This window comes from Candidatus Pelagibacter sp. Uisw_127 (assembly GCF_047722515.1).
GTDB lineage: Bacteria > Pseudomonadota > Alphaproteobacteria > Pelagibacterales > Pelagibacteraceae > Pelagibacter.
Map to the genome: position 1 here is coordinate 563,014 of NZ_CP159815.1, position 17,893 is coordinate 580,906.

Consider the following 17,893-nt stretch of genomic DNA (forward strand, 5'->3'; position numbering starts at 1 on the left):
AATAAAAAAATGCCTAAGCTTAATGTTTTAGTTGCTGGATCAACTGGTTATATCGGTGTTCAACTAATTAAGTTATTAGTTAAACACAGTGATGTTAAGATTAAATATCTTTGTGGAAACTCATCGGTTGGAAAAAATATCTCTAGTTATGAGAAATCATTAAGTTCAAAAAAATTACCAATAATAGTTAAATACAATAAATCTTTTTTAAAGAATATAGATTTAGTTTTCACAGCTTTACCAAATGGCGAAGCGCAAGATATTTCAAATGATTTATTAAACAACAATGTGTTAATTGATTTGGCTGCTGATTTTAGACTTAATAAAGCATCTGATTATTTAAAATGGTACAAACAAAAACACAGATCTATAAAGAATATTAAAAAATCAATTTATTCGTTGCCAGAAATCAATGGAGATAAAGTAAAAAAATTCAATATTATTGGATGTCCAGGGTGTTACCCAACATCAATACTTTTACCACTTATCCCACTAATTAAAAAAAACTTAATAAAAACAGATAACGTAATTATAGATTCTAAATCTGGATATTCCGGAGCGGGTAGAGGAGTTCATGATAAATATAAAGATAAAAACCTTTATGAGTCTTTAAGCGCTTATGGAGTTGGTTTTCATAGACACAACTCTGAAATTCAACAAGAAATTGACAATTATACTAAAAATAAATTCTCTTTTACTTTCACGCCTCATCTAACACCCATGTTCAGAGGAATATTAAGTACAATTTATCTAGACCTTAATAAAGGTGTAAACATTAATAAATTAGAAAAAACCCTAAATACTGAATATTCCAAAAGTAAGTTTGTTAAAATTTTTAAAACAAATTCTTTGATAAGTACAAATGACGTTATTAACACAAATAATTGCTCTATAGCAATTTGCAAAACTAAGTATAAAAATAGAGTCATTATTTTATCTGCTATTGATAATTTAATTAAAGGTGGCGCTGGTCAAGCTATACAAAATATGAATATTAAATATGGTTTTAACAAAACAAAAGGATTGTAATGAAATATTTTCTCCTGCCACTAATTCTGATCTTAACATCTTGTTCTTTGGATAAAAACTCAATTTATTGGAACGAAGATCCTTTAAAAAAATCTGAAGATAATAAAAAATTATCTAAAATATTACAAAAAACTTCTGATTTTAAAACAATGACATTTGAAGAATTTGATATTTTCCTTAAAGATTATTCTGATAAGGCAGACTACCCTGACATTAATAATTAAATGAAAAATATAATGAACATTGCTGTAGTAGGGTTAGGTCAAGTTGGGATTTACTTATTAAATGAGCTTAATACTAAAAAAAAAGATATAGAGCTTAAAACTGGAAAAAAAATTAATATTATTGCTGTTTCAGCAAGAAGTATTGTTAAAAAAAGAAAGTTTAAAATTAATAAAAAAATTTTTTACAAAAACCCATTAGAAATTTTTAATAAAACTAAAGTGGATATTTTATTTGAAGCTATTGGCTTATCTGATGGTATATCAAAAAAAGTTGTTGAAACTGCCTTAAAAAACAAGATACATGTAATTACTCCTAATAAGGCACTTATCTCCAAACATGGTGACTACTTGGCAAAATTAGCTGAGGACAATCAGGTTAACTTAGAATTTGAAGCATCAGTTGCCGGGGGAATTCCAATATTAAGAACTATCAAAGAAGGTCTTGCAACCAACAAAATTTCTAAAGTTTATGGAATTTTAAATGGTACATCTAACTACATTCTTTCAGAAATGGAAAACTCTAGTGATAATTTTGCCAATGTATTAAAGAAAGCTCAAAAATTAGGATATGCTGAACCAGGAAATCCAAAATTAGATTTAAATGGTTTCGATGCTTTCGCAAAAGTAAGAATTTTATCTGCTCTTGCATTTAATACTAAAATTTCAAAACACAAATGCTTAATGGAAGGTATTGAAAAAATTGAATTGAAAGACATAGAGATAGCCAATCAATTAAATTTACGTATTAAGTTGCTTGGTATTTCTGAACTTATTAACAATCAGCTTTTTGAAACAGTTCATCCGTGTTTAGTTAATAAAAATTCTTACATCGGTAATGTTGGTGGAGTTATGAATGCAGTTATTCTTGAAGGAAAACCAGTGGGTGAAAGTATATTACAAGGTGAGGGAGCAGGACCCGGACCTACTTCGTCATCATTATTATCAGATTTGCTCTCAATTTTAAGAGACAATATTAAAAAACCTTTTGGTATTCCAACTAATAAACGTCAATCTATCAAATGTTATAATGTTGATAATTATGTGAATTCTCTATATTTGAGATTTGAAGTTAAAGATAAACCTGGTGTTCTATCAACAATCACTAATAGATTAGCTAAGTATAAAATTTCAGTAAAAAGATTAATCCAAACCCCTGACAAAAAAAATAACAAAGCCACTATTGTTATTATTACACATAAAACTAATGAACTTAATTCTAAGAATTGTCTTTCTATTTTCAAAAAAGATAAAAATATCCTTAAATATCCAACACTGATTAGAATTTATAATTAATGGAGTTATATCTAAAACTGTTTGAGGTTTTATTTCCTGTCTTTTTTGTTGTTGGTATTGGATATTATTTAGGTAAAAATAATCCAAAAATTGACACCACTTTCATAACAAATTTTGCTGCGAATATCGGAACTCCTGCAATGATTATATATGCACTAACTTCAACTGGTACATCTTTTGAAATAGTTAAAGATTACTTTTGGTATTTTTTAATTGCAATTGCTGCCTTTACTTTTATTGGAATTATCTTTTTATTTTTCTTAAAAACTAAAGACATTATCCGCGAGCTTCCACCATTTATTATGCCAAATACTGGAAATATGGGCTTACCAATATGTTTATTTGCTTATGGATCTCAAGGATTAGGTGTTGCTGCTGCTATTTCAGCTTTAATAATTCTATGTCACTTTACGTTAGGAATTTTTCTTGCTGATAGAAAATTCAATATTAATGTTATTCTTAAAAATCCACCATTTTATGCAATTATAATTTCAGTGATTTTCCTATATTTCAAAATAGAACTTCCAGTCTTTGTAGAAAACACAACCTTTCTACTAATGTATGCTACAATTTTTTTAATATTAATGTCTTTAGGAATTGCCTTAACTCGTTTTAAAGTTTTTTCTTTTAAGAAAGCTGCGATTTCATCAATTGGAAGAGTTGTCTTAGGTCCTATTGTTGCGTTATTAATCATTGGATATTTTGATCTATCAGGATTTGCAGCTGGTGTTCTATTAATTCAATGTTCAATGCCTAGTGCAGTTTTAAATTATCTTATAGCTTCAATTTATTCGCCAAAAAAAATTGTAGATAGCGTTGCTAGTACCATTGTTGTTTCTACAGTTATGTCTTTTGCTACTATTCCGGTAGTAGTATTCTTTGCTTTAAAGTACTTTAATTAAACTGTATCTATTGGCTTATGAAAGCCATCATATTTAACCTTTTAGCCTGGGTAATGCTTCCAATCATGGATGGTTTTGCTAAATATTTAAGTGCTGATCTGCCAGTTTTACAGATCACTTGGGCAAGGTACTTTTTTACGGTCGCATTCACGCTTCCAATAATGTTCTTCTTCTATAATAAGCAGCTTGTTTGGACTGATAAGCCAAAATTACAAATAATAAGAGGATTAATACTACTTTGTGCTAATATTTGTTTCTTCTACGCAATATCCGTTATCTCTTTAGCTAAAGCTTTAACGCTTGCCTTTGTGGCGCCCTTAATTGTTACTGCATTTTCTCCTATATTTTTGGGTGAGAAGGTGGGTGTAAGGAGGTGGACTGCCGTTATCATAGGGTTTATAGGCTCCCTAGTGGTAATAAGACCAGGTTTCGTAGAGATCAACTTGGCTAGTCTAGCTGCATTAGGAACAGGTATAATGTATGGGTTTTATTTAATAATTACACGTAAATTGAGCACTTCAGATAACCCTTTATTAACCTTATTATTAACAGGGTTAGTTGGATTGGTAGCTGTTTCAGGTATAATGCCTTTTATTTGGGTTAATCCAAGTGCCTCACAATGGTCTATGATGGCCTCTATAGGTGTATTTGCCTGCATTGGGCACTTATTTCTTATATTATCACTTAAATATGCTGATGCCTCTAAATTAGCTCCATTTAGCTACTTTGAAATCATCACCAATATAATTATCGGGTATTACTTCTTTAGTGACTTTCCTGATAATTGGACATTCTTAGGTTTGTCCATTATTATTATGAGTGGAATTTATATCTCTAGAAGAGAATCTTATATTAAATCCAATTAATTAGGTATTACTTATTTACTAATACTTAATATTATACATTAATAATATATTTTAAACTACTGTAATTATTGATTTAAATAAAATATTATAAAATTCTAAAATTATAGATAAAATATAATAAATTCTAACAAATAGTTAAATTATAGTTACTAAAATAAGCCTAAAATAAAATAAAAGTAGCATAAATCTGTTTTTCTATAGTTGAAAAAGTGAGAATTGATAAATTTTGATTTTTAGTAAATTAAATATAGTTTTGTAGATAGGTAAAATGGTGATTTAGTATTGATATTAAATGCTTATTTCAATTAATAGGGTAGTTTTTTTAAAATTAGATTATTTGTGGAGTAGAATAGGGGGCTAAAAAAGCAAGTAAAATGGTCTTTTTTACTCCTTCTATAATCGTTGCTATTGTTGACAAGTAGAGCAATGCAGTATGAGAATATGCTGTTTAAACGTCCATAGGATGGTCTATTTTAGCTGAAAGTTCATTTGCAGTACAACTGAAGGATGTATTGCAGCAATTAGACAAAAATATGGCTAAATACCTAAAACGTGTTTATTACCAGGGGTTTTTGACGTTTTTTGGGGTTAAAAGTACTATTTTATGAAGAGCTTTTCAGATCTCAATAAATAACGTTTTTGTTGAATTCCTCCCTTTCCAGAGTATCCGCCGAGGCTTCCATCTGATCTGATCACTCTATGACAGGGTATTTTAGGAGGATAGGGGTTTTTACCTATAGCATTGGCGACTGCTCTGGCTGCTAGCGGTTTTCCAATGGCTTTAGCAACATCCTTATAAGTCTTCACTTTACCCTTGGGTATTTTCCTCAAGTAATTCCAGACTTTTAGCTGAAACTTAGTCCCCTTTAAGTTCATAGAGCTCAAAACCTGTGTTATTGGCTATTTTATCGTATAATTTCTTTGCATTTTCATTGGAAGAATGGGTGATCCAACGAATTCCATCCCAATTATTGGCTTTAGATAAAGATTTTAGATGACCAATAAGCTTTTGAGCTATTTTTTGACCTCTAAATTCTGGCTCTACGAATAAATCGTCTAAAAAACCAATATATTGCCCCTTAATTGGTCTTGGCATTGTTCTATAATGGGCAATTCCAACGATTTTACCCTCTAATTCAAAGCAAATAGCATTAACATCATGAGCTTCATCCTGAATCCAACTCCAAAGAGTGTCTAAAACTCTAGTATTCATTTGGACTTTATAGAAATCGGCATAACCATTGTATAATTTAGCCCAATTTTCCTTATCTTTTTGCTCTAATTTTCTAATCATTTAGTTTAATTTACTGTATTAAGTCATTGAAATTAATATAAAATTTCATTTTACAACATATATAAAAAGTACAACAAGTAAAATTGCTCCAAAATAAAACATTAAAAGAATTTTAAATACATCAAAACTCTCTTTTAAATATTCTTCACCTAACATTTCTCTGTTTATACTATTACCCATAAGCCATGAACCTATTAATAAGACAATTGGTATAATGATAAATAGTAAAAACAAAACATTACTTTCCCGCAATATCTTCAGAATCTCAATAGCGTCATCCATAAAAAATATTTTATAGCTATTGACATATAAAATCACCTAATATATATTTCCGATAATTAATGGTTATCGGAAATATATGAATGATCTAGTAACAGATATAAAAAGTCTTGAATTGGAAACAATTAAGAATTTAAGAAATTCTAAATCAGCAAATACACTTCGAGCTTATCAGTCTGATTATAAAGACTTTTTATTATTTTGTTCAAAAAATGGATTTCAGGCAATGCCAACACAGCCAAAAATATTAGCTCTATATTTAACTCATTTATCCTCATATTCTAAATACAGTACTTTAAAAAGACGATTAGCTTCAATCAGCATACTACATAAAACTAAAGGTCATTATATAGATACAAAGAATCCTATAATAATGGAAAATTTAATGGGCATTAAAAGAACTAATGGAAGTAATCAAAAAGGTAAAAAACCATTATTAATCAGTGATTTAAAAGTATTAATTGAAGCAATACATCAATCTAGTGAAAAAGATAATAGAAAAATTAGAGACAAAGCTTTAGTTTTAATTGGATTTTCAGGTGGTTTTAGAAGATCTGAGTTGGTTGAAATTGAATATGAAGACTTAGAGTTTGTATCAGAAGGAGTTAAGATTTTCGTAAAGAGATCAAAAACTGATCAATCTGGAGAAGGTATGACTAAGGCTATCCCCTACTTTGATAATCAAAATTTTTGTCCTGTAAATGCATTGAAATGTTGGATTGAAATATTTCATTTAAAAAAAGGTAAAATCTTTGATATTTCAGATAAAAGCGTAGCATTAATAATTAAAAAGTATGCAAATTATGCTGGTTTAGACAGTCATAAATACGCTGGACACAGCCTAAGATCAGGGTTTGCAACATCTACAGCAGAGTCTGGAGCTGAAGAAAGAAATATAATGGCCATGACAGGTCATAAATCAACAGAAATGGTAAGAAGATATATTAAAGAAGCAAATTTATTTAAAAATAATGCATTAAACAAAATTAAAATATGAAAATAAGAACAATAATTAATTTCTTCTATACATTTAAAATTTTTAAAAGAATTGTTCCGACATTACTTAAAGTTATGGTTAAATTTTTTCATATTAAAGAAATCAAAGTTGTTCATAATAATTTAGTATTTTCATTAAACCCAAAGAACCCAATCGATAGAGAAATTTATTTAAAAGATAAATATGAAGATGATCAAATAACTTTTTTAAAAAAAAAGATTGACGAAAATAGAGTAAAAATTTTTATAGATATAGGTGCGCATATGGGGTTTTATTCAATAAATTTATCTAAAAAAAAACTTGATATTTATGCTTTTGAACCAATTATAGAAAATTTTAATCAGCTTAAAAAAAATGTTTTAATAAATAAAATATATAATATTAAAGCGTATAACTGCGCTTTATCAAATATAAAAAAATTGGCAACCATGTGGGTTCCTGATAAAGATAGGACTGGTGGGTTTGCAATTTATAATAAAAATGATGAAGCTTTAACAAATTATAATAAGAAAAATATAAACAAAAGAGTCATTCAATCAGACATAGGTGATGACCTTTTGGATATTAAAAATTCCATTATAGCTATCAAAATTGATGTTGAAAGACACGAAGAAGAAGTTTTATATGGTATTAATAAGTTATTAGAAAATAATAAGATAGTTATTCAAATTGAAATATTTGATGAAAGAAAAAAACAAATTTTTGATTTATTGGAAAATAAAAATTATGATTTGATACATTCAATAGAAAAAGACTACTACTTTACAAACATAAAAAATTAATTTTAAGTAAAAAATATTTAAAGTAGTTTAATAATATCAGTTGAAAGTTTATCAAAAGGCTTCCTATGTATAGAATGATAGTTTCTAAAATGATGAGTCCATTTAGAATAAAAATTAAGTTTCGTTTTTTCAATTATATCAATTTGTTTGATCTGATGTGCAGCAGCAACATGAGATACGGCTCCATGACAGGATATTAGCAATTTACATTTACTTATTAAGTTCTCAAGATAAAGAAAATCTAATTTTTTATAAACTTTAACTCTAGAACTTAAACCAATGCTAATAATATCATTAATAATACTTGGAGAACGAATTCCTGTTGTAATTACTAATTTTTTTTTAGTTTTAGTTAGTAGTAGGTTGATAAATGAAATTAATTCATCTTTTAATGGTTCAATATTGGTATATTCACTTATATAATTATTGTATATCCACTTCTCATCAAGGTGCAAAAGTATAAAATTTTCATTTAAATCTTTAAAAAAATTATGACCACGATTATTTAAAGTATTTAAGTCTAATTCAATAAAATCAAAATTTAATTTAGAAATTATCTCTTTAATAGAATCAATATATGAAATATCTAAATAATTATCTGGTTTTATTTTAAGCCCATATTTTAAAAAAAAAGATATTATTGAAGATCTATTTTTTGCGTCGTGGACTATAATTTTATCATAATAAACTGACCTTAGCTTATGAATTAATTTTATCTTATCAAGTAGATTATTTTTTAAAATTATTACTTCATCAACATTTTTAAAAGATTTTATAAAGTGGTAATTTTTAGTTGATGAGACTAAGTTAATATGAGAATTAGGATCATTTCGTTTAATAGAATTAATCAAAATTGCTGTGAGTAAGAAATCACCTATTCTATCAGTTCTGAAAATTAAATAATTGTTCATTAATTATTTATTAGTTTTATCATTTTGTAATAGTTCAATTTCGCTTTTAATCATATCAATTACTAGATTCTTAAAATTAACTTTAGGTTTCCATTTTAAATATTTTTTGGCTTTAAAAATGTTTGCTTTTAAAATTGCATTATCTTTAGGTCTTATTAACTTTCTATCTATTTCTATATAATTTTTATAATTTAACCCCACGTATTCAAATGCAATTCTTAAAAAATCTTTTACTGTATGTAATTTTCCAGTTCCGATGACATAATCTGAAGGTTTTGACTGCTGTAGCATCTTCCACATAGCCAAAACATAATCACCAGCATATCCCCAGTCTCTTTTTGCATTAATATTACCTAATAAGATTTTTTTCTTTTTTTTAAGATGAATTTTTGCGACACCATTTACTATCTTTTTTGAAACAAAGTTAATTCCTCTCCTTGAAGATTCATGATTATATAAGATGCCAGTACATGCAAATAAATTATGCGCCTCTCTATAATTTTTAGTCAATTGATACCCAGCTACTTTTGAAATTCCATAAGCGGATCTAGGATTTAATTTTGTATTTTCATTTTGTGGGAAGCTATTTACATTACCAAACATTTCTGACGAAGAAGCAAAATAAAATTTTGATTTTGGTGAATAATTTTTAATAGCTGACAAAATATAATGTGTTCCATTTATATTTGGGTTTAATTGAAAAAATTCATCATCAAATCTATAGTTAATATAACTTTGTGCTGCTAGATGATATATTTCATGAGGTTTAATTTTTTTAATTAAACTAGATAATTTTTTATATTCATTTAATGATGCATTATGAAAAATAATATTTTTCTTAAATTCATTAATACGCCAAAACCTATTCTTGTTTTTTTTAAGCGAAACTTTTCTTAATATTGCATGTACTTTATATTTTTTTTTTAATAGTAGTTCAGCTAAATAAGAACCATCTTGACCAGTAACACCTATTATTAAAGCTTTTTTATACTTCATTTATTCCCAAATAAATTTATTTTTACTTTTATAATCAAAAATTTTTGAAAGAATAAAATCAGCAACAATGGTAGAATTGAAATTTTTTAAATAAGTATCACGACCTTTTTTTGCAATTTTTCTGGCTTCTTTTTTATCTTTTTTATACTTATTAATTTTATCGCTTAGATCTTCTATATCATTATAAAAAATAATTTCTTTATTAGACAAGAAATCATTGAAACAAGTTTTTTTATCAATAAATGTTAATAGACCATTTCCTAAAAGTTGTGCAATACGGTCACTACTATAGTATTTTACTGGCTCTCCCCTACTCAAATTTATACCCATACTTGATTTCGAAATTGCTTTAATAAAATTATCACCCCATATAGGCTGAACATTGTTCATACCATAAATATCAAAATTAATTTCTTGATTTAATTTTTTAAGTTTATTAATAAAAAGTTCCCTATTATCAAATTTCCCTTTTTTAAGAGCTCCTCTATGCACTCCGTGACTCATTGCAAAAAAAATATCATTTTCACAATTATGTTGATAATTTTTTAAGATTTCAAATGACTCATCTGAAGGATTAGGCATGAAATATGAATTTTTAATCTTTTTTGATAAAATACTTGGGCAAGTTGTTAAAAACGTATTATCAATAAAATCAATTTTGTCTAAAATTCTTTTATTATTTTTTATGTAATCTGGACCTTTTTTACTGATAGGGTCCAAGAACCATTGACATATTTTTAAATTCTTATTTTTATCCTTAATATTGTCTAAAGTTTCATTATTAATAGAATCTGCATGTCCTAAAATAAGACAGTCAGCCTTGAAATTAATTGAACTTTCAATTAAATTTTTTTGTAATTTTTTTTTACCATGAATATCTAAAATATTCTTATTTTCATGAATCAAATCTCTATCACTTAAAGTTAATACATTATGACCAAGTCTTACAAATCCATTATTAAGTCTTCTACCTGTATTGTAATGAAGTCTACCTTTAAAACGTCTATTGAAGTTTGTTGCGTGTATTATCTTTAAAACAATTTTTTTTTTAATATTAAATAATCTGATAGACTTGTCATGATAATCAATTTTTCTTTCTTCATCAATTATTTTAGCTACAAAAGAATGAGTTAGTTTAAAATTTTGGTAATTTTTTTTTTGTACTGATAATAATCTCTTCTTATTAAGAATAAGTGCTTCAATTTCCTTAAAAATGTTTTCTGAATTTAATTTCTTTAGTTTTATAGCATGAGGTGCTGTCTCAGGAAGGCCTCCTCTATTACTTATTATAACTGCGGATCCTCTACTAGCTGCTTCCAAACTAGTTCTACCAAATGGCTCCTCCCACCTTGAACAAACAACTGAAATACTTGTTCTTTTTAAATCATTTAGAATAAAATTGTTATCTTTAAAACCAGAAACTTTAAGATTTTTATGTTTAAAAATATGAATTTCTCTTGGTTCATCACCATAAACATTTGATTTCCAATTGTTATATTTATCTAAAATTTTAATTATTGCATTACCAAATAAGTCGTAACCCTTTGCTCGATTTAGTTTTCCAACAAACGTAATTATATTTTCTTTCTTTTTGAAATTAATTTTAATTTTAGACGAAGATTGAAAACATATGCATGTTTTTTTTATTAGATCTTGTTTATTATCTAAATCAATAAAAAATCTACTTCTAGACCATTCACTATTAAATATTATTTTATCAACATTATTGATTAAATTTATGCGGTCTTCAATTGTTTTAGAACCACTCATTTGTAATGGATCATTATGAAAATATAAAAATAATCTATTTTGATATTTTTTCTTAATAATTTTGATGTAATTAGGTCTATTGTGAACTTCTATTAAATCTGAATTTCGAGTCTCTTTGTAGTTAACAAAACTATTTACGTATTGATTATTGGAACTAAAAAATATGTTTTTATCAAAATTAAGATTGATATAATTCCCTGAAAGAAATTTTTTATATACTGTGTTACCAAAAATTTTTGTAGTTTTTTTGTAAATGCTATTATTTGTAATATCGTTTACAAATAACGAAACAGCACCAGCATTATTAGAAACAAAATTTTCTTTATAAGGTAATAGTATAGAAATATTCATTGAATAGACTTCTCTAAAAGTTTCTTTCTTAATGTTTTATTATTTTTAAGACTGTACTCAAACGACATTGCTTCATTTTTAGTTTTAAATTTTTTACTATATATCAGGATCCATTTATATCCTTTTGTTGATTTAGCTCCTTTGTTAGAATTATGTTTATTTAATCTTAAATCTAAATTGTTAGTATATCCAACATAAGTTTTTTTAACTCCTCTAGAAATAGATTTAAGCATATATGTGTAATAAAACATATTTTTGGCGGTCCCTGGGGGAATCGAACCCCCCTTTGCAGGATGAAAACCAGCTGTCCTAACCGATAGACGAAGGGACCATGTTGTGATCTTTTATTTTAAAAGTCATTATTTATCAAGTGTAATTAAGTTATAGGATAAGGTCTCTAACAGTTAATTGAAGAGCTTTTTTATTATTCCAGATGTTTTCATTGATTTCACCTATTACATTAATGTTATTTTTATAACCCATTAAGTATTCACCTATATTAGTGTTAATAGAATTAAATGATATTGATTTAATTGAAAATCCTGTTTTTGATTTTAATATTGAAGATATGTGTTTATTATTTAACACACAGGGCTTAATTATTCTTAAATCTCTTAACATAAAGGTTGGTACTGAGTTTCCTGTACCAAAAGGTTCTAATTTTTTTATATCATCATAAAAATCTTGATTAAAAGCTAATGATGAAATTTCAGATTCATATGTAAATATATTATTATTTACAGCATTAGATTTTGAATAGTCTTCCAATATATAGTTTTCAAAATTTTTAAGATTTTCTTTATTTAACGTAAATCCTGCAGCCATATTATGACCACCACCACCTATAATTATATCTTTATCTAATGAATTTTTAATTACACGGCCAATATTATAATTATAAATTGATCTAGCAGATCCTTTTAATAATTCACTAGATGCAGTTATTACAATAGATGGTTTATTAAAATAATCCTTTAATCTTGCTGCAATAATTCCTATTAAACCTTCGTTAATATTAGGATTATAATAGATAATTACTTCTTTGTTTTCTTTTTCAATTTTTACAAAATCAATTTCATTTAATACTAAAGTTTCAATTTCTTTTCTTTTATTATTTAATTTAATCAAATGATTAGACCTATCCATTACAACTTGATTATTATTGGAGGACAATAATTCTGTAGCATATTGAGACTTACCTAGCCTGCCTCCAGCATTTAATATAGGGCCAATTAAATAACCTAAATCGTTAATATTAATTTTATTTTTTTTATTATTTAATTCAAACAAAGTATTAAGAGGTAAATTTTTTGTTATATCAAAATTTTTAAGAGCATTTAATGCAATTAATCTGTTAAGTTTTCTTAAAGGCATAACATCACACACTGTAGCTAACAAAACATATATCAAATAATCAGCTATATTTATTTCACTTTTAATTTCTTTAATTAGTAAATCTAAAAAAAAATAAGAAAGCGAGGTGGCACATAAATAGTCATACTCTTTATAACCATTATCTTGTTTTGGGTTTATAATTGAGTTTGCATTTGGAAATGGCTTATTAATTTCATGATGATCAATAATTAAAGATTTTATTTCATTTTTATTTAAAAAATTTATTGCTTCATTGGAGGTAGAACCGCAATCAACCATTATAATTAATTTAGGTTTTTCCAAGATCAGTTTTTGAAATAATTTTTTGGTGGCTCCATAGCCGTCCTTCTCTCTGTCAGGTATATAATAAAAAAAGGGGTGATTTATATTTTCAAATAATTTTACAAATAATGAAGTAGCAGCAGACCCATCCACATCATAATCACCTAAAATACATATTTTTTCATGGTTATTAATGCAATTAACAACAAGTTTAATAGATCGATTGAAATCTTCATTGTTTAAAAAAACGTTGTTTAAATCTAAGTCTGTATTGATTGTTGTAATTTCTTCATCTTCAAATTTTCTTGAAATAATTAGTCTAGATAAAATGTCACTAAAATTATAATCTTGTTTTAATTTATCAACTGAGTTTTGATTAATTTTTTTTTGTTCCCACTTCTTACCTGAAACAGAAATCATTCTTCAATAAGATTTGTTCTTTTTATCGTTTCTTTAAATTTTAAACTTTTGTGTGTAACTAGTGTCTCTGTTGTATACTTATTATCATTAATCTCGACTCCACTTAACATGTCACTAGAAGTAATACCTGTTGAGCAAAAAATCGAATCTCCTTTTATAATTTCATTTAATTCATATTTTTTATTCAAATCAGTTATTCCCATTTTGTTTGCCTCTTTAATATCCTTATCATTATCAAATATAAATCTACATTGAAAATGGCATCCAAAAGAATCAAGAGCTGATGCTGTCAAAACTCCCTCGGGACCACCTCCTATACCTAAAAATATATCAACATTATATTTTGGATTTGTCACATACAATGCACCAAGAACATCACCGTCAGTAATTAACTTAATATTAATATTTAGTTGCTTTAATTCGTCAATTATTTTTTTATGTCTTTGTCTATCCAAGATACATGCTGTGAGTGATGAAACATCTTTGTTTAGGAAATCTGCAAGATTTGTAACATTTTTTTCTAATGGAAAATCTAGATCAATTAATCCTTTTTCAATCGGTCCAGTTGCGATTTTATTCATATAAGTTTCTGGTGCATTTAAAAGATTTCCTTTTTCAGCAATAGCAATAACGGAAGTTGCACCAGGTAAATTGTTCGCTGCAAAATTTGTTCCTTCTAGAGGATCAACGGCAATATCAAAATAAGGTCCTTTTTTATTTCCAAGTTTTTCGCCCGTATAAAGCATTGGTGCCTCATCAAGTGAACCTTCGCCTATAACAACTTCACCGTTCATATCAATTCTATTTAATTCAGATCGCATTGCGTCAACAGCTGCTTGATCAGCTGCGATCTTGTCTTTTTTTCCAACCAAATAAGATGATGCAAGAGCTGCTTTTTCAGAAACTTTTAAAATCTGATCAACATATTTTTTATCAATGGACATTAATCTTTTTGAATAATTATTTCAGTTGAATTTATTACACTCTCAAATTCTCTTAGACGTTTATAAACACTTGCCAACTCTATAATGGTAGGCCAAGCTTTTAATAGGTATTGCATAGAACCTTCAACTCTTCCAAAAGCTCTTATAATTTGTTGCATAACACCTAATGTTACAACACCAGCTACAATAGCTGGAGCTAAAAAAACATAAGCTGATAATACATTTGCTTGTAAGTAAGCCATACGACCAATATTAAAATATAAATACCTTGTGTAGCTTAAAAAGTGAATTGAACGAACGTCATCAAATAATTCATTTATTGTTTTAGGTCTAATGTTACCATCATCTTCAGCTACTACTAATATCTTTCTGTATGCAGCCTCTTTTTTTTGTAGATCATATTCCACTCCAACTAAACGTAATATCCAACCTAATCCTATCAAGAATGCCGTACCACCTAATGTCCAAAGTAATGCACCAGTTATCAATCCATATTGCCAATCTCCAAAAAAGAAGATTGGTATACCGACTGATAGCCCTAATAAAATTGGAGTAAATTGTATTAATACCATGACCGATTCAATAAAACTTGTACCTAGAGATTCCATAATGCGAGTAAACTTAATTGTATCTTCTTGAACTCTTTGTGAGGCACCTTCTATTTTACGAGCCCTATCATAAACAGAATGATACCATTCTACCATCGCAGTTCTCCATCTAAATAAGAAGTGTGCTGTAAAAAAACTAATTACAACGTAAAGAGCTATATAAATTCCTGCTAGTGTAATGAATGATGCTAAATTTATCCAGTACTCTTCAATTGTAATAGCGTTGGGTTTAGCAAGTGCCTTTTGAATCATATCGTAGAACACACCAAACCATTCATTTATTTTTACATCAATTTTTACCTGAACCCACAATGACAATAAAATTACAAATGAACCTAACCAAGACCATAATTGCCATTTTTTTTCTGTAAAAAATTTAAACATTATTTTAAAAAATTATCTGCATACGATTTTTTAACAGTTTTTCTTTTTTGAGGGTCAATTATTTCAAAATCAATTTTATTTTTTTTTGCATATTCTATTGCTAATTCTTTAGAGGAAAATTCCAAATTTAATTCTGAAAGAGTATTTGAGTTTGTTTCCCAACCCATCAAAGGATTGGTGCCAGTATTCTCTGTTTCAAATTCAATTAACCATTTGTCTGATTTACCAAGACCAGATTGCATGGAACTTTTTGTAGGAATATAAATTTTTGCTTTTTTCATAAATTGGTCGGGGCGGCAGGATTTGAACCTGCGACCCTCTGGTCCCAAACCAGATGCGCTACCAGGCTGCGCTACGCCCCGATTGAGGTACTAATACATTAGATATTGATAATTTCAAAGAATAAAGATCATCTAAGATAAGGCTTTTTTTCAAGAATCGGGTATACAGGAATAGTGATCATTTCATGTAAAAACTGTGATAAGAATTTTGAGGTCGCCTCTAGTTTGATTCCTGATAAAGGAAGATTACTTGAGTGTAATAGCTGTAACTATAAATGGTTTTTTAAAAAAGATATTATTAATGAACCTGTTCTGCCAATAAAGATAAAGGACCCTGTTCATAAAATAGAACCTGCCATCGTTGAAAATTTGTCACAAAAAATAGATAGTGTAGAGATTAAAAGTCCAGAAACCATAAAACTTTTAGATAGTACAAATAAGCTAAGTTCACCAAAATACAAAAATTTAACAAAAGACCAAATTGAAAGAGATAAAACTAACAAAGATAAAGATAAATATCCAGGATTAGACCCTTCTAAAAATGAAAAAAATTACAATTTTTTAAGCTTAATCTTAATTTTTATAATTTCTTTTACAGCCCTAATTGTTCTCCTCGATACCTTCCAAACACCTATTAGCAAAATTGTCCCAGATATAGAGTTTATACTTTATAATTTGTATGAAACTATTAATGATATTTCTTTATTTTTTAAAGATTTAATCTAATTTTATGATCACAACTTTATCAAAACCTTTTAAATGGTTCTTTCGATTAGAGGCCGCAAGCGGTTTAGTTTTATTAATTGCAGCAATTATAGCCCTAGTAATAAGTAACTCAAATTTTAGTGAATTATACTTTGATACGCTAGAACAGTATTTATTTATTGGTATAAATAATTTTGGTTTAAAGCTCTCTGTACATCATTGGATTAATGACTTGTTAATGGCAATTTTTTTCTTCTTTGTAACACTAGAAATTAAAAGAGAATTTATTCAAGGTGAATTATCTAATTTAAAAAAAGCATTACTGCCAATAATTGGTGCTGTCGGAGGAATGGTAATCCCTGCCCTTGTTTATGTTGTTATTAATTTTGACAATAAAGAAACCTTAAATGGTTGGGCAATCCCTTCTGCTACAGATATTGCTTTTTCACTTGGTATCCTATCATTACTTGGATCCAGAGTTCCTATTTCATTAAAAATCTTTTTAACAGCGCTTGCAATAATTGATGACCTTGGTGCAATTCTTATTATTGCATTTTTCTATTCAGGAGATTTAAGCATTAGTTATTTAAGCTTAATCTTAGTCTCGTATATATTTTTACTTATATTAAATAAATTTGGAATTAAAAAATTCTCACCATACTTAATAATTGGTGCTTTCATGTGGTTCTTTACATATAAATCTGGAATTCATGCAACAATTGCAGGTGTGCTTTTAGCATCAACAATACCCCATAGGATAAAAGATAAAGATTTTTCTTTATTGATTAAGCTCGAACATGCAATAAGTCCATATGTGGCCTTTATGATAATGCCTATATTTGCATTTGCTAATGCGGGGGTTTCATTGGCTGGATTGTCTATGTTATCATTATTACAGCCAGTGCCACTAGGTATTCTTCTTGGATTATTTGTTGGTAAACAAGTAGGTGTTATGATTTTTTCTTTTATAGCAGTTAAGATTGGAGCCGCTCAAATGCCTGATAATTCAAGTTGGTTGAGTTTATATGGGGTATCAGTCCTAACTGGGATTGGTTTCACTATGAGTTTATTTGTTGGAAACTTAGCATTTGCGGAAAATATTCAATATATCGATGGTGTGAAAATTGGAGTTTTAGCAGGTTCATTACTTTCAACACTATTTGGTTATTTTATATTGCTATTTTCTTCAAAAAAGTAATTT

20 protein-coding genes and 2 tRNA genes are annotated in these 17,893 nt (G+C 27.5%); 9 read left to right on the forward strand and 13 right to left on the reverse strand.

What is annotated here, in order from left to right:
• The first annotated feature begins 9 nt into the window (after nucleotides 1-9).
• From argC to ABXT65_RS03150, 5 genes are read left to right on the forward strand one after another with little or no spacing between them, the layout of a single operon-like run.
• Entirely contained in the window at nucleotides 10-1,029 is a 1,020-nt protein-coding gene (gene argC / locus ABXT65_RS03130) for an N-acetyl-gamma-glutamyl-phosphate reductase (RefSeq protein WP_415324095.1), read from the forward strand.
• Nucleotides 1,029-1,253, forward strand: a complete 225-nt coding sequence (locus tag ABXT65_RS03135) for a hypothetical protein (protein ID WP_415324096.1) — start codon at nucleotides 1,029-1,031, stop codon at nucleotides 1,251-1,253. The genes argC and ABXT65_RS03135 overlap by 1 nt, the downstream gene beginning before the upstream one ends.
• On the forward strand, nucleotides 1,254-2,546 hold the full coding sequence (locus tag ABXT65_RS03140; RefSeq protein WP_415324097.1) for a homoserine dehydrogenase: 1,293 nt from the start codon (nucleotides 1,254-1,256) through the stop codon (nucleotides 2,544-2,546).
• On the forward strand, nucleotides 2,546-3,448 hold the full coding sequence (locus ABXT65_RS03145; protein ID WP_415324098.1) for an AEC family transporter: 903 nt from the start codon (nucleotides 2,546-2,548) through the stop codon (nucleotides 3,446-3,448). The genes ABXT65_RS03140 and ABXT65_RS03145 overlap by 1 nt, the downstream gene beginning before the upstream one ends.
• Before the next feature lie 17 nt (nucleotides 3,449-3,465).
• On the forward strand, nucleotides 3,466-4,314 hold the full coding sequence (locus tag ABXT65_RS03150; protein WP_415324099.1) for a DMT family transporter: 849 nt from the start codon (nucleotides 3,466-3,468) through the stop codon (nucleotides 4,312-4,314).
• 597 nt (nucleotides 4,315-4,911) lie between these two features.
• Here ABXT65_RS03150 and ABXT65_RS03155 read toward each other — a convergent pair.
• From ABXT65_RS03155 to ABXT65_RS03165, 3 genes are read right to left on the reverse strand one after another with little or no spacing between them, the layout of a single operon-like run.
• Nucleotides 4,912-5,190: a methylated-DNA--[protein]-cysteine S-methyltransferase gene (locus tag ABXT65_RS03155; RefSeq protein WP_415324100.1), complete on the reverse strand. Its 279-nt coding sequence runs from the start codon at nucleotides 5,188-5,190 to the stop codon at nucleotides 4,912-4,914.
• Nucleotides 5,171-5,608, reverse strand: coding sequence for a GNAT family N-acetyltransferase (locus ABXT65_RS03160; RefSeq protein ID WP_415324101.1), 438 nt, complete (start codon nucleotides 5,606-5,608; stop codon nucleotides 5,171-5,173). The genes ABXT65_RS03155 and ABXT65_RS03160 overlap by 20 nt, the downstream gene beginning before the upstream one ends.
• 45 nt (nucleotides 5,609-5,653) lie before the next feature.
• Nucleotides 5,654-5,890 carry a hypothetical protein gene (locus ABXT65_RS03165; protein ID WP_415276295.1) on the reverse strand — a complete coding sequence of 79 codons (237 nt, stop codon included), beginning with the start codon at nucleotides 5,888-5,890 and terminating at the stop codon, nucleotides 5,654-5,656.
• A gap of 76 nt (nucleotides 5,891-5,966) precedes the next feature.
• On the opposite strand from ABXT65_RS03165, the gene ABXT65_RS03170 reads away from it, so the two are divergent.
• Nucleotides 5,967-6,884: a site-specific integrase gene (locus ABXT65_RS03170; protein WP_415324102.1), complete on the forward strand. Its 918-nt coding sequence runs from the start codon at nucleotides 5,967-5,969 to the stop codon at nucleotides 6,882-6,884.
• Nucleotides 6,881-7,666 carry an FkbM family methyltransferase gene (locus ABXT65_RS03175; RefSeq protein ID WP_415324103.1) on the forward strand — a complete coding sequence of 262 codons (786 nt, stop codon included), beginning with the start codon at nucleotides 6,881-6,883 and terminating at the stop codon, nucleotides 7,664-7,666. The genes ABXT65_RS03170 and ABXT65_RS03175 overlap by 4 nt, the downstream gene beginning before the upstream one ends.
• A gap of 17 nt (nucleotides 7,667-7,683) precedes the next feature.
• Here the strand turns inward: ABXT65_RS03175 and ABXT65_RS03180 are convergent, their stop codons facing one another.
• The 10 genes from ABXT65_RS03180 to ABXT65_RS03225 form a co-directional block, all read right to left on the reverse strand.
• A complete protein-coding gene (locus tag ABXT65_RS03180) occupies nucleotides 7,684-8,577 on the reverse strand; it encodes a glycosyltransferase family 9 protein (protein WP_415324104.1) in 894 nt (297 codons plus the stop codon).
• Between the two features lie 3 nt (nucleotides 8,578-8,580).
• Nucleotides 8,581-9,573, reverse strand: coding sequence for a GDP-mannose 4,6-dehydratase (locus tag ABXT65_RS03185; RefSeq protein ID WP_415324105.1), 993 nt, complete (start codon nucleotides 9,571-9,573; stop codon nucleotides 8,581-8,583).
• On the reverse strand, nucleotides 9,574-11,694 hold the full coding sequence (locus tag ABXT65_RS03190; protein ID WP_415324106.1) for a glycosyltransferase: 2,121 nt from the start codon (nucleotides 11,692-11,694) through the stop codon (nucleotides 9,574-9,576). It lies immediately after the preceding gene.
• Nucleotides 11,691-11,927 carry a GIY-YIG nuclease family protein gene (locus ABXT65_RS03195; RefSeq protein WP_415324107.1) on the reverse strand — a complete coding sequence of 79 codons (237 nt, stop codon included), beginning with the start codon at nucleotides 11,925-11,927 and terminating at the stop codon, nucleotides 11,691-11,693. Before ABXT65_RS03195 ends, ABXT65_RS03190 begins: the two co-directional genes overlap by 4 nt.
• A gap of 23 nt (nucleotides 11,928-11,950) precedes the next feature.
• Nucleotides 11,951-12,025, reverse strand: a tRNA-Glu gene (locus ABXT65_RS03200).
• A 50-nt stretch (nucleotides 12,026-12,075) separates the two neighbouring features.
• Entirely contained in the window at nucleotides 12,076-13,770 is a 1,695-nt protein-coding gene (recJ, locus tag ABXT65_RS03205) for a single-stranded-DNA-specific exonuclease RecJ (protein ID WP_415324108.1), read from the reverse strand.
• On the reverse strand, nucleotides 13,767-14,714 hold the full coding sequence (gene glpX, locus ABXT65_RS03210; protein ID WP_415324109.1) for a class II fructose-bisphosphatase: 948 nt from the start codon (nucleotides 14,712-14,714) through the stop codon (nucleotides 13,767-13,769). Before glpX ends, recJ begins: the two co-directional genes overlap by 4 nt.
• Nucleotides 14,714-15,706, reverse strand: a complete 993-nt coding sequence (locus ABXT65_RS03215; protein WP_415324110.1) for a putative transporter — start codon at nucleotides 15,704-15,706, stop codon at nucleotides 14,714-14,716. Before ABXT65_RS03215 ends, glpX begins: the two co-directional genes overlap by 1 nt.
• The gene (locus tag ABXT65_RS03220; protein ID WP_415324111.1) at nucleotides 15,706-15,987 is read right to left on the reverse strand and encodes an ETC complex I subunit; all 282 of its coding nucleotides are present in this window, start codon (nucleotides 15,985-15,987) and stop codon (nucleotides 15,706-15,708) included. The genes ABXT65_RS03215 and ABXT65_RS03220 overlap by 1 nt, the downstream gene beginning before the upstream one ends.
• A gap of 4 nt (nucleotides 15,988-15,991) precedes the next feature.
• A tRNA-Pro gene (locus ABXT65_RS03225) sits at nucleotides 15,992-16,068 on the reverse strand.
• 93 nt (nucleotides 16,069-16,161) lie between these two features.
• On the opposite strand from ABXT65_RS03225, the gene ABXT65_RS03230 reads away from it, so the two are divergent.
• Both ABXT65_RS03230 and nhaA read left to right on the forward strand, forming a co-directional pair.
• Nucleotides 16,162-16,713, forward strand: coding sequence for a zinc-ribbon domain-containing protein (locus ABXT65_RS03230; protein WP_415324112.1), 552 nt, complete (start codon nucleotides 16,162-16,164; stop codon nucleotides 16,711-16,713).
• A gap of 4 nt (nucleotides 16,714-16,717) precedes the next feature.
• Entirely contained in the window at nucleotides 16,718-17,890 is a 1,173-nt protein-coding gene (gene nhaA, locus ABXT65_RS03235) for a Na+/H+ antiporter NhaA (protein ID WP_415324113.1), read from the forward strand.
• The last annotated feature ends 3 nt before the right edge of the window (nucleotides 17,891-17,893 follow it).